This window comes from Chryseobacterium sp. UNC8MFCol (assembly GCF_000482305.1).
GTDB lineage: Bacteria > Bacteroidota > Bacteroidia > Flavobacteriales > Weeksellaceae > Chryseobacterium > Chryseobacterium indologenes.
Genome location: NZ_AXUZ01000003.1, coordinates 330,969 through 343,476, shown reverse-complemented (window position 1 = coordinate 343,476; position 12,508 = coordinate 330,969). Strand labels below are relative to the sequence as shown.

Annotated in this window: 9 protein-coding genes; 5 read left to right on the top strand and 4 right to left on the bottom strand. The window is 40.7% G+C overall.

Going from position 1 to position 12,508, the window contains the following annotated elements; translation table 11 throughout:
• The first annotated feature begins 117 nt into the window (after window positions 1-117).
• Genes M030_RS0101590 through M030_RS0101580 form a run of 3 tightly spaced genes read left to right on the top strand, consistent with a single transcriptional unit; the run spans window position 118 to window position 3,804 of the window.
• Window positions 118-978, top strand: a complete 861-nt coding sequence (locus M030_RS0101590) for an ROK family protein (RefSeq protein WP_027371931.1) — start codon at window positions 118-120, stop codon at window positions 976-978.
• 20 nt (window positions 979-998) lie between these two features.
• Window positions 999-3,278, top strand: coding sequence for a GH92 family glycosyl hydrolase (locus M030_RS0101585; protein ID WP_027371930.1), 2,280 nt, complete (start codon window positions 999-1,001; stop codon window positions 3,276-3,278).
• Window positions 3,279-3,306: 28 nt separating this feature from the next.
• Window positions 3,307-3,804 carry a phosphoheptose isomerase gene (locus tag M030_RS0101580; RefSeq protein WP_027371929.1) on the top strand — a complete coding sequence of 166 codons (498 nt, stop codon included), beginning with the start codon at window positions 3,307-3,309 and terminating at the stop codon, window positions 3,802-3,804.
• A 1-nt stretch (window position 3,805) separates the two neighbouring features.
• On the opposite strand, the gene M030_RS25970 is transcribed toward M030_RS0101580, so the two are convergent.
• Entirely contained in the window at window positions 3,806-3,940 is a 135-nt protein-coding gene (locus M030_RS25970) for a hypothetical protein (RefSeq protein WP_262483293.1), read from the bottom strand.
• Between the two features lie 77 nt (window positions 3,941-4,017).
• Here M030_RS25970 and M030_RS0101575 point away from each other — a divergent pair, with 77 nt between their 5' ends.
• Together M030_RS0101575 and M030_RS0101570 are read left to right on the top strand one after the other, a co-directional pair.
• On the top strand, window positions 4,018-6,117 hold the full coding sequence (locus M030_RS0101575) for a glycoside hydrolase family 97 protein (RefSeq protein WP_027371928.1): 2,100 nt from the start codon (window positions 4,018-4,020) through the stop codon (window positions 6,115-6,117).
• Window positions 6,114-8,153: a glycosyl hydrolase family 95 catalytic domain-containing protein gene (locus M030_RS0101570; RefSeq protein ID WP_316931394.1), complete on the top strand. Its 2,040-nt coding sequence runs from the start codon at window positions 6,114-6,116 to the stop codon at window positions 8,151-8,153. The genes M030_RS0101575 and M030_RS0101570 overlap by 4 nt, the downstream gene beginning before the upstream one ends.
• A gap of 226 nt (window positions 8,154-8,379) precedes the next feature.
• Here the strand turns inward: M030_RS0101570 and M030_RS0101565 are convergent, their stop codons facing one another.
• Genes M030_RS0101565 through M030_RS0101555 form a run of 3 tightly spaced genes read right to left on the bottom strand, consistent with a single transcriptional unit; the run spans window position 8,380 to window position 12,452 of the window.
• Entirely contained in the window at window positions 8,380-9,744 is a 1,365-nt protein-coding gene (locus M030_RS0101565; RefSeq protein ID WP_027371926.1) for a sugar porter family MFS transporter, read from the bottom strand.
• Between the two features lie 5 nt (window positions 9,745-9,749).
• Window positions 9,750-11,504, bottom strand: coding sequence for a class I mannose-6-phosphate isomerase (locus M030_RS0101560; protein ID WP_027371925.1), 1,755 nt, complete (start codon window positions 11,502-11,504; stop codon window positions 9,750-9,752).
• A gap of 9 nt (window positions 11,505-11,513) precedes the next feature.
• Window positions 11,514-12,452, bottom strand: coding sequence for an ROK family protein (locus M030_RS0101555; RefSeq protein WP_027371924.1), 939 nt, complete (start codon window positions 12,450-12,452; stop codon window positions 11,514-11,516).
• Window positions 12,453-12,508 lie beyond the last annotated feature (56 nt).

Sequence of the window (12,508 nt, the reverse complement as noted above, 5' to 3'; positions counted from 1 at the left end):
TGTGGTTTGCCGGAATATATAAGTAGAATTAATTTTGAGATTTGAGACCGGCAGGCAGGTTTTTTCTTGTCTGTTTGTTTTCAGTCTGAGAATAGTGAGTAAATAAATTAGAAAATAATGCAAAACATACTGGGGATAGATATTGGAGGCTCCCATATTACATTGGCTCAGGTAGATCCTGAAAAACGTGAAATCATTTCTTCAACCTATGTAAGGGAACATGTGGATTCTTATGAAAAAAAAGAAACAATTTTTTCTGCGTGGGTTGCTGCGATAGAAAAAGCTTCCCATGATTTGAAAAGAGAAGATCTTCTCATAGGAATTGCAATGCCGGGACCTTTCGATTATGAAAACGGAGTTGCCTTGATGCTGCACGGGAAATTTCTTGACATTTACAACGTAAACATCAAAGAAGAGCTGGCAAAACGTTTGTCGATTTCCCTCGATCAGATTCATTTTGTAAATGATGCAGCCGCTTTTATGGAAGGAGAAGTTTTCGGAGGCTGTGTGCAGGACTATACACGGATTTTTGGAGTAACGTTGGGAACAGGATTTGGAACCACCTTTTATAATGGAGAAACAGCTACCGATGAAGATCTTTGGGATGCTCCGTTCAGGGATTCTATTTTTGAAGACTTTATGGCGACACGTTGGTTTGTAAACCGTTACGAAGAATTAACAGGTGAAAAAATTTCAGGAACTAAAGAACTGCTTGAAAAACCGCAGGATATTCAGAATATGATGTTTGAGGAGTATGCAGATACCTTTTCACAGTTTATTGTGCAGCATGTCAGCAAATATCAGCCGGAAGTCTTAGTTATAGGAGGTAATATTGCCAAAGCATATCCTCATTTTGAAGCAAAATTTAAGGAGAATCTCTCCGCAAATCATATTAACCTGCCCGTGAAAATCTCCGCAATATTTGAAGATGCAGCCATTTTGGGAGCGGCCAGTTATGCCCTGAAAAAAGCAAAATAAATTAAAAACGAAACGATACAATGAAGTCTCTATTTTCTACTTTTTTTCTTGTATTACAGGCCTGGGCCTTCGGTCAGAACATGTCTCCCGTAGATTATGTGAATCCGTTGATGGGAACCCAGTCCAAACCTTCTTTATCCAACGGAAATACCTATCCTGCAGTGGGACTTCCATGGGGAATGAATATCTGGACTCCCCAGACCGGTAAAATGGGTGACGGATGGGCGTATACCTATGATGCAGATAAAATTAAAGGATTTAAACAAACCCATCAGCCTTCTCCCTGGATGAACGATTACGGCGCTTTTGCCATGATGCCCGGAGTAGGTAAATTGAAATTTAAAGAAGATGAACGGGCAAGCTGGTTCAGTCATAAAGCTGAGGTATCAACACCTTATTTTTATAGTGTGTATCTGGCAGATATCAATGTAACTACTGAATTTACGCCAACAGAAAGAGCCTCTTTCTTTAAGTTTGATTTTCCCAAAACAGACAGTGCCTATGTGGTCATTGATGCCTTAAACAAAGGTTCATACATTAAGATTTTATCTAAAGAAAGAAAAATCCTGGGCTATACTACCCGATATTCAACCGGGAAATATGAAAATTTTAAAAACTACTTTGTTATTCAGTTTGATAAAGATTTTGAGCTGACAAGAACATGGAAAGACAATCAGCTGATCAACGGCCAGTTGGAGGTAACCAGCGACCATACCGGTGCGGTTGTAGGTTTTAAACTTAAAAATAAAGAAGCGGTTTACGCTAAAGTAGCTTCCTCATTCATTAGTTTTGAACAGGCAGAGTTGAACCTTACAAGAGAAATCGGTAACAGAAATTTCGAACAGGTAAAGACAGATGCCAAAAATATCTGGAATAAAACCCTTGGGAAATTAGAAGTAAAAGGAGGAACAGACCAGCAGATGAGAACTTTCTATTCTTCGCTATACAGAACCCTGTTTTTTCCACAAAAATTATATGAAGTTGATGCACGGAATAAAATAAAACACTGGAGCCCGTACAACGGTAAAATCGCTGACGGAAGAATGTTTGCCGGAACAGGTTTCTGGGATACTTTCCGAGCTTTATATCCGTTCTTAAATCTGGTGTATCCAAGTATTAACGTGGAAATGCAGGAAGGTCTGGCAAATGCATACAAAGAAGGCGGTTTCTTGCCGGAATGGAGCAGCCCCGGATATTCTGATATTATGATTGGGAATAATTCGGCTTCCGTAGTGGCAGATGCTTATATCAAAGGACTTCGGGGATATGATGTAGAAACGTTATGGCAGGCGGTAAAACATGGTGCCGATAATGAAGGTCCTATTGAAGCAGTAGGGCGTGCAGGAGTGCAATATTACAATACATTGGGCTACGTTCCGTATGATGTGAAAATCAATGAAAATGCTGCCAGAACACTGGAATATGCCTATGATGATTTTTCTATTTACCAATTGGGGAAAGCTTTAGGAAAACCTGCTTCAGAAATTGATATTTACAAAAAAAGAGCGTATAATTACAAAAATGTGTTTGACAAAGAAACAGGTTTAATGCGCGGTAAGAATAAAGACGGGAATTTCCAGAAACCTTTCAATCCTTTTAAATGGGGCGATGCCTTTACAGAAGGAAACAGCTGGCATTATACGTGGTCTGTATTCCAGGATATTGACGGACTGGCAGAATTGATGGGAGGTAAAAAGAAGTTTGAAGCCAAACTGGATGAGGTATTTTCACTTCCTCCTGTTTTTGATGACAGCTATTACGGCGGAGTAATTCATGAGATCAGAGAAATGCAGATCATGAATATGGGGCAGTATGCTCACGGAAACCAGCCGATACAGCATATGATTTATCTTTATAATTATGCCGGAGCTCCGTATAAAACACAATACTGGACAAGACAGGTGATGAATAAACTCTATATGGCTACACCTGACGGATATTGTGGAGATGAAGATAACGGGCAGACTTCTGCGTGGTATGTTTTCTCAGCCCTGGGATTCTATCCGGTGACACCGGCTACGGATCAGTATGTACTGGGAGCACCATTATTCAAGGAAGCAACCATTCACCTTGAAAACGGAAAGAAAATTGAAATCAAAGCACCGGAAAACAATGCAGATAATCTGTATGTAAAATCACTGAACGTAAACCAACAGCCTTATTCCAAAAACTGGTTAAGCCATCAGGAGCTGATGAAAGGAGCTGTTCTTGATTTTACAATGGATAACAAACCGAACAAAGAAAGAGGATCACAGGAAAAAGATTTTCCTTATTCAATGTCAAAAGAACAATCGAAATAAAATAATTTAACACTTAGAAATAAACTGTATGAGTACAGAAAAGAAAGAAATATTCGAGAGAGTAGAAGAGATGCTTGGAGCACAGGGATTTACTATTGCAGCAAAAGATGATACAAGACCCTGGGGAGGATTTTTTGTGATTGATGAAAATCAGGCTCAGGATTTTGCCAACCAGTATTTTGACGGGATTGATGTGGAAAACTTAAGAATAGGAGGAAAACTAAGTCCGAAAATTCTTATTGTTGCTCCACAGGCGAGATTAAGCTGGCAGTATCACCACAGAAGAGCCGAGATCTGGCAGGTTGTGGAAGGTACCGTAGGAATCAAAAGAAGCAATACCGATGACGAGGGTGAAGTAGCAGAATACAATCCAAAAGATCAGGTAAAACTTCAGCAGGGAGAGAGACACCGTTTAATCGGTCTTGATGGCTGGGGAATTGTTGCTGAAATCTGGCAGCATACCGATTCTTCCCATCCTTCCGATGAGGATGATATCGTTCGTGTACAGGATGATTTCGGAAGATAACTTACAATAAAGCATTCACATTTCTTCCCTTCACCAATTCTGAGGGGAAGAGTGTAATGTCACCAGCCTTTTTCGGATTCAATATTTCTAAAGCGACCTTTCTTTCACAGTTGCACCCTGATTCTGAATTTATCATTTGCGCTCATCATTTTTATATGGCGCAATGAATTTCTTTTTTAATAATTAAAATAGCTGAAGATCATGATAAAAAATATGCTGTCACTCTGTATATCTGTTGTATGCGGAATCATTATACACGCCCAATCATTCGAATCGCCCAATGGTAAACTGCAACTGAATTTTACCATCAAAGAAGAAGGAAGCCCGTATTATACGCTTCAATATAAAGGGAAACCCGTTGTGAAGGATAGTAAACTGGGATTTATTTTAAAACCTTCCACCTCTTATTTTTCAGGATTTAAAGTGGAAAATATCAGCTATACTTCTGAAAATACTAGCTGGAAAACCGTTTGGGGACCGAACAAAGAAGTAAACGATCATTATAAAGAAATGCTCGTTCATCTCGTGCAAAATAAAACAGGCTGGAAACTGGATATCAGATTCAGACTTTTTGATGACGGATTGGGCTTCAGATATGAGTTTCCTGTTCAGCCTGACTTGAGACATTTTACGATCAGCAATGAGCTCACCTCCTTCAATCTGGCCAAAGATTATAAAGCATTCTGGATTCCCGCAGATTATGATACCAATGAATTTCCGGTAACGACTTCAACATTATCCCAAATTTCAGGATTAATTGATGAAGTAAGAAAAGAACCGTTGGCAGCCAAAGCTCCAAGTACAAGTTTAGCAGTACAAACGCCTTTGATGCTGAAATCTCAAGATGGAATTTATATCAACATCCATGAAGCTGCACTAGTTAACTTTCCGGCGATGACTCTTAACCTTGATGATAAAAACTTTATTCTTTCTTCCAATCTTACACCCGATAAAAACGGCGACAGGGGATTTATTCAAACCGGTTCGGTAAGTCCGTGGCGTACCATGATCATCAGTGATGATGCAAAAGAAATATTGTCTTCCAACCTCATTGTTAACCTTAATGAGCCCAGCAAAATAAAGGATACTTCCTGGATAAAACCTACGAAATATGTAGGTGTATGGTGGGAATATTTTACTGGCGGTGGTTCTACATGGGCCTACTCTGACAATCAGGACATCAGAATTGGAGAAACAGATTATAAAACACTGAAACCGAACGGCAGACATGGTGCCAACACAAAACATGTTAAAGAATATATTGACTTTGCCGCAGCGAACGGATTTGATGCTGTCCTGGTAGAAGGCTGGAATGAAGGCTGGGAAGATAACCAGGCGTACAGAAAAGAACACATTTACAACTTTACCAAAGCATACCCGGATTTTGATGTGAAAGAACTCCAGGCGTATGCAAACAGCAAAAATGTAAAAATCATCATGCATCACGAAAGCACTTCTTCAGTGGTGGATTATGAAAGACAATTAAAGGATGCTTTCAAATTTATGAAGGAAAACGGATATGATGCCGTAAAAACAGGATATGTAGGACCAATTATTCCCCGAAGTGAATATCATGACGGGCAATGGATGGTTAACCATTACAGATATGTTGCTGAAACCGCAGCCCAGTACCGGATCATGGTCAATTCCCACGAAGCAGTACGACCTACCGGATTGCACAGAACATATCCCAACTGGATTGCCCAGGAGTCAGCGAGGGGAACTGAATTTGAATCCTTCAACGGAAATAAACCGGATCATACCACAATTCTACCTTTTACCCGATCGATCGGCGGTCCTATGGATTATACGCCGGGAATATTTGAAGGTGATCTTTCTGTATACGGAAACAATAAAGCGAAATTAAGCACAACGCTGACCAAGCAGCTTGCTCTTTACATTACGATGTACAGTCCCCTACAAATGGCTGCAGACCTTATTGAAAATTATAAAAAATATCCTGATGCTTTTCAGTTTATCAAAGATGTGGCAGTAGACTGGGATTCATCCTACATTCTTGAAGCAGAGCCGGGAGATTATGTGACTATTGCAAGAAAAGCTAAGAATAAAAATGAATGGTTTGTCGGAAGTGTCACCGATGAAAATCCAAGGGAAGCTACAGTAGACTTATCATTCCTTCCTAAAGGTCAGAAATTTGATGCCATTATTTATAAAGATGGAAAAAATGCGAGCTGGAATCACAACCCGAAAAGCTATGAAATTTCCGGACAAAAGGTAAAATCAAGTGATAAACTTACAATAAAAGTAGCTCCGGGAGGAGGATTTGCCATCAGTATAAAACCAATATTATGATGAAAAAAGGACTGGCGGTTTTAAGTCTATGCTTCACTGGTATTTTCGGAATTTGTCTGGCACAGGACCCATGGGGAATTAAAACAGGGAATATTAACCCGGATCATTACACCGGTGTGACGGTTTCCAACGGAATGATAGGAATGATTTCCTCACCGGAACCTTTGAAAGCGGGAAATGTTATTCTGGCCGGAGTATATGATCAGTATGGAAGAGGAAGAACCAGTAATTTTCTTTCCAATTTTAATGTGCTCAATTGTAATCTTGTCATCGACTGGAAAGAAATTAATCGTAAAAATATTTCCAATTATACCCAACATATCAATTTTAAAACAGCCACTTTTTCCGGTTCATTCGATTATGCAGATATAGCCTCTGTAGAATACCGATATACAGCGTTGAGACATCTTCCCAATAATGTAATTCTTACCGTGACCATACATCCTAAAAAGGAGCTTTCATTCGTTGCAGAAAGTAATCTTAAAACACCACAGGGATTTCTGCCCCTTCAACAGAATTATAACGAAGTAAGCCCTCCGCATGCCACAATACCTATCTTAACCTCGGTAGCAAAAAGTCCGACAGGAGCTCTTACGATGGCAGCAAGCACCACATTTGTATTTCCTGACGAACAATATAACCAGCCAAAAGTTTCACATGAAATGCGTGACAGCGACGCTCATCTGATGAAATTCGTGAAAAAATTAAAAAACTCAGAAGTCTATACTTTTTCTTTGATAGGTTCCCTTGCATCCTCTTCCCAGGTTCAGGATCCATACAATACGGTGGAAAGATTAAGTATCTACGCCAATTTGCAAAATCCGGCTCAACTGTATAAAAAGCATGAAGAAGAATGGAAGAACTTGTGGAAAGGCGATATTGAAATAGAAGGGGATGCACAGGCTCAACAGGACGTCCATAATATGCTGTACCATCTGTATTCCTTTTCAAGAGAAGGATCAGATTACTCCCTATCTCCGGCCGGATTGAGCGGAACCGGCTATAACGGGCATGTTTTCTGGGATACGGAAATGTTTATGTTCAAACCTTTGGTGTTTTTCCATCCTGAAATTGCAAAAGGACTTGTGGACTATCGTTTTAACAGGCTGAAGGCTGCCAAAACAAATGCTATGATGCATGGATATAAAGGGGCAATGTTTCCCTGGGAAAGTGCAGTTTCAGGAGAAGAAGAAACCCCGGTCTGGGCATTGTCAGGAACATATGAGCATCATATTACCGGAGATGTTGCTTTTGCAGCCTGGAACTATTATCTCATGACTAAAGATCTGCAGTGGCTAAAAGAAAAAGGCTGGCCTCTTCTAAGTGAAACAGCAACGTTCTGGCAATCCCGAGTAGAAAAAGTGGGGAACAGATATCACATTAAAAATGTTGTCGCTGCCGATGAATGGGCAGAGAATGTTGATAATAATGCGTACACCAATGCCATTGCAAAACAAAATTTCAGGTTTGCCAATGATGCTGCCCAGTTACTTAATATACCTTTCAATAAAACCTGGCATGACATTGCAGACAACCTGGTGTTTACGCGACTTGAAAACGGAGTGACAAAAGAACACGATACTTATAACGGAGCATCAATAAAGCAGGCGGACGTCAATTTACTGGCGTATCCGCTCAATACCATTCAGGATAAAGAACAGATCAGAAAAGATTTGAAATACTATCAGGAAAAGGTTCCCAACAAGAAAACCCCTGCGATGACCAAAGCTATTTTTGCTTTATTGTACAGCAGATTGGGAGAAGGTGAAGAGTCATATAAATGGTTTAAAGAATCTTACGAACCTAATCTTTTGCCACCATTCAGAGTTCTTGCTGAAACGGAAGAAGGAGATAATCCTTATTTTCTTACGGGTGCAGGAGGAGCATTGCAGGCTGTAATGATGGGATTTGCAGGTGTGGATATGGATGAAAAAGGTACCTTAAAATCAACTAAAAATGCTTTGCCTCCCAATTGGAAAAAGGTCACGGTAAAAGGAATCGGTACCGGAAATATAACCTTTTCAAATAGTCAGTAAATTGATAATGCATTAAACCTGCCTTGCCATCTTAATTTGGTTGTAAAGCATGTGGATTTACGAAAAACAGCAATAGGAGCGGGCTTTAGTCCGCTTTATTATTATCTCCGAAGGAATCCGGCTTTAGCCAAAACCTATTGATTTTAATTTATTTAGCCACTAATGCATGAATCCTTTTATTCGTGCATTAGTGGCCTCCTTAATAGACGGAGACTTAGCCCGCTTTTCAATCGTTAATCCTTTCCTTCCATTCTTTTTCGATCTCTTCCAATGTTTTCCCCTTAGTTTCGGGAATCATTTTCCAGATAAAAAAGAAGGTAAAGACTGAAATGATCATATACATCCAAAATGTAAAGGCGCTTCCCACAGATCCGATGAGTACCGGAAAAGTCTGTGAGACCAGAAATACAGCCAGCCACAGAAAAAAAGTTGCCACAGACATAGCTGTAGCCCTTGCTTTTGTGGGGAATATTTCAGCGATGACCACAAAAGTAAGCGGTCCCAGCGACATTGCAAAACAAGCAATATACCCAAGTATTGCGATCAAAAGCAGATAACCTTGTTGCTGCTTGTAAAAAACAAGCCCGGTAGTAAACAGGCAAACGGCCATTCCTGTAATTCCAATGAGCAAAAGCTTTTTTCGTCCCCAATGATCTACATATTTTATGGCCACTAAAGTGAAAATGACATTGATGATTCCCACTAAAATAGTTTGCATAAATGCTGATTCTGACCCTACTCCCGTAGATTTAAAGATTTCGGGGGCATAATACATTATAGCATTAATTCCGGTGATCTGAGAAAGGACAGCCAGTGCGATACCGATAACTAATGCCCGTTTGAGTTGAGGCGTTTTTATATCAGCAAAAGAAAATGGGGTTTCGTCCCGTAAGGATTCATCGATCGATTTCAGTTCCTGCTGAGCGAGTTCATTACCGTTGATCAGACTAAGAATATCCAAGGCTTCGGTATTCCTTTTTTGTGCTGCCAGCCAGCGTGGGCTTTCAGGAACCGTTAGCAGTAAAAGGATAAAAATAATGGATGGAATAGTTCCTGAGCCAAACATCCATCGCCAGCCGGTGGAAATATTCCATGTTTCATCATGAATTCCGGCGATATAAGCATTGACAAAATAAATAACGAGAATCCCTGTAACAATACCCAGCTGGAAAATTGAAATTAAACGCCCTCTTATGGCTGCCGGCGCCATTTCTGAGATATACATCGGTGACAGCATAGAGGCAATTCCTATTCCCATTCCTCCGATAATCCTGAATATGACGAAAATCCAAAGGTCAGGTGCAAGAGCTGTACCTATGGACGAGATGACAAACAGGATACCGGAGAGCATTAATACTTTTTTCCGACCGACAAGATCACTGAGTTTGCCCGAATACATTGCTCCCACAATACATCCGAGCAGTGCACATGAAGCCACCCAGCCCGTCATGACATCCGAAAGCTGATAGTAAGTTTTCATAAAACCCACGGCTCCGGAAATTACTGCCGTATCATAGCCAAATAATAATCCACCCACTGAAGCTACCAGGGTTGATTTATAAATAAGCGTTGAGTGTGAAGTTGATGACATAGCGTTTATTTTAAAACTTTATGGGAAATCATCTCTGTTCGGATGCCGGCTTTAATCGTTGCGCATTCTTTTCCGGCACTTTCCCCGTGAGGAGTGATGGTGTAGGCTCCCACATGAGCAGGAACAATAAACGTTTCTGCATAATGGATGATATAAGGTTCGAAACTATGATCAGGACTTTCTATGATCACTTCACGGCCCTCGACCAGATTCAGTACGTTAACCACACCTTCCGTATGATGAATCACTTTTTTGCTAAACCAGTGTCTCCGGGTTTCAATGAACGACATGGAATCTAATCCCGTACGTTCTTCGCGCCAGCCGTCACCTTCGTTTACGGGCTCTGTAAGATTGAGAATATGTTCCTTTGCCCATGTAGCGGTGCGATCCCATTGAATCACATTTTTTCCGTGTTCCAGGGATATCGGTCGCGGCTTTCCATCCAGCCCCATTCTTCCCCAATCCCAGAGTTTAAACGTAAAAATGTAAGGAGTGGCACTGATCTCCAATACCACAGAATCAGCCCCTGAGCAATGCACCGTTCCTGCCGGTATGGAAACATGATCGTGCTTTTGCATGGGCCATTTTTGTACGTACTGATCCGCTTCAAAAGGAATAGAATTGTTTTGTGCAGCTGTGAGATCTTTCATCATACATTCCGGATCAATATTTTCTTTCAGACCAAGATAGACAAAAGAATCCTCTTTTACATCCAGCATATAATAGCTTTCATCCTGAGTATAGGTCATCCCGAATTTTTCTTTAATGTACTCTTTCAGTGGATGTACCTGCAGGCTTAAGTTGCCACCCTCCATCGTATCCAGAAAGTCGAAGCGGATAGGGAATTCATCTCCGAATCCTTCATATACCTGTTTGCCGAGCAAAGCTTCCGGCTGGAAAAACACAAGATTAAGAGACGGAATTTCAACCACCTGTTCTCCAAAACCTAATAGTAAACTGTTTTCTTCAGGCACACAATCAAATCCCCATGCAAAATTGGGCTGACTTCTGTCCAGGTCACAGACTTCTTTCAGCCATTGTCCACCCCATGGTCCCGGATCAAAAAAAGGAACCACCCTGAACGGCTGGTGTACCGTTTGCTGAAGAGCTTCAGATAAAGCTGCTGTCGTTATCATTTTGGGCTGACGCGGAATGGTTGTATCTACTACAAAATGGCACTTGTTAAGAATTCTTTTTTTATAACGGTCACCAACGCGCCAGTCGACGAAATAAGCATGTTTATACTGATAGGCAAAAGAATCTGTGTAGTTGGCTCTTCCAAGATTGCAGGCTGTGTTTTGTCGGAAACGTTTCTGTATTTCCCATCGGGGCATATCTGCATACAGGATAGCAGAAGGGTTTTCGCTTACTAAAGTGGCTCCCGGCCCAATAATTACTTTACATCCATGTATTTCATTCAGCTTTTGATGAAGAGCTGTTATTTTGGAAGGGTCAAAATATTCTTCCAGTTCCAATGGACTTATATAACCGAATACCGGATCATCAGTCACATACTTTTGTACCATTGCAGAGATTTCGTTCTCCGTTTTCATCACTTCGATTGTATTGATGATCAGTTCAGGCTGTAAAAATTCCTGTACTGCAGCAATTACTTCATTGATGAATACTCCCGGGTAGCATTCAATAGCAATAGTTTCAGGAGTATTTGTATTGAGTTCTTTTAAAATATCTTCCCAACCCGTGATACAGGTATGATTTTTTATCTGAATAATGGGAAATTTATTGAAATTTGATTTCATTCTTTTTGATTAATGGTTGATAAGATGAGCGATTCCAAGTAATGCTGCGGTGCGGGGGAAATTTCCTTCTTCAATTTGTACTTTTCCCCACGGTGTCCATGCGTGATTTTCAACATATTGTCTGATAAAAGGAAGAATATAAAAGTTGCTGGCCATAATACCTCCTGTAAGCACCAGAACTTCCGGATCGTAGGCATGGATGAGGTTGATGGCGCAAGCAGACCAGGCCTGCAGACTCCGGTCACGAATAGCTTCAGCCACACTGTCACCCTCTTCCGCAAGCCTGAAGATAAGTTCGTAATCAATAACCTGGGGTAAAGACAGCTTGCTGCCTGTGAAGTTTCTCTCCGCTGTTGCAATAACCGGTAGATTCCAGGTGGAGGCTTCTGTCTCTACACAGCCTTTATTCCCGCAATTACAAATGTTTCCAAGATAATTAATGACTGAATGGCCTCCCAGTATGCCGGCGGTAAAATGTTTTCCTCTCAATAACCGGCCTTCCATCACTACAGCACTTCCAATGCCGGTTCCTAAGGTCATCAGAACAATATTGTCGTACGTGTCAGCTTTGCCATATTTCCATTCTCCAATTAATGCAGATCGGGCATCATTTTCAATGGAAAAAGGGAGGTTGAAAGTCTCTAAACACCATTTTTCAAGATTTATTTCAGGGGCATCGCCAAACTTTTTATCAATGGAAAGAATTTTTTTCTGGACGCTGTCAACAATTCCCGGGGAAGCAATACCTAATCCTGAGATATCGGATTGAGTAAGGTTATGTTGAGCCAACATGATTTCTATGGTTCTCTGTATGAGAGGTAGCTTTGGAGCAAGTCCTTTTTCGGAGTCAGCATCAATGGAAATATAAGATAGAACGGTCTCTTCCTGTACAAGTCCGATTTTAATCTTTGTTCCGCCCATGTCTATGGCAATCACTGGTTTTGACATTGTCTGATTTATTTTAAATGTTGACAAATAGTAATGGTTGATAATCAAACCTTACA

What these genes read in the sequence shown, in the direction of transcription:
- M030_RS0101590 (WP_027371931.1), top strand. Translation starts at nt 118, where the DNA reads ATGCAAAACATACTGGGGATAGATATTGGAGGCTCCCATATTACATTG.
- M030_RS0101585 (WP_027371930.1), top strand. Translation starts at nt 999, where the DNA reads ATGAAGTCTCTATTTTCTACTTTTTTTCTTGTATTACAGGCCTGGGCC.
- M030_RS0101580 (WP_027371929.1), top strand. Translation starts at nt 3,307, where the DNA reads ATGAGTACAGAAAAGAAAGAAATATTCGAGAGAGTAGAAGAGATGCTT.
- M030_RS25970 (WP_262483293.1), bottom strand. Translation starts at nt 3,940, where the DNA reads ATGATAAATTCAGAATCAGGGTGCAACTGTGAAAGAAAGGTCGCTTTA.
- M030_RS0101575 (WP_027371928.1), top strand. Translation starts at nt 4,018, where the DNA reads ATGCTGTCACTCTGTATATCTGTTGTATGCGGAATCATTATACACGCC.
- M030_RS0101570 (WP_316931394.1), top strand. Translation starts at nt 6,114, where the DNA reads ATGATGAAAAAAGGACTGGCGGTTTTAAGTCTATGCTTCACTGGTATT.
- M030_RS0101565 (WP_027371926.1), bottom strand. Translation starts at nt 9,744, where the DNA reads ATGTCATCAACTTCACACTCAACGCTTATTTATAAATCAACCCTGGTA.
- M030_RS0101560 (WP_027371925.1), bottom strand. Translation starts at nt 11,504, where the DNA reads ATGAAATCAAATTTCAATAAATTTCCCATTATTCAGATAAAAAATCAT.
- M030_RS0101555 (WP_027371924.1), bottom strand. Translation starts at nt 12,452, where the DNA reads ATGTCAAAACCAGTGATTGCCATAGACATGGGCGGAACAAAGATTAAA.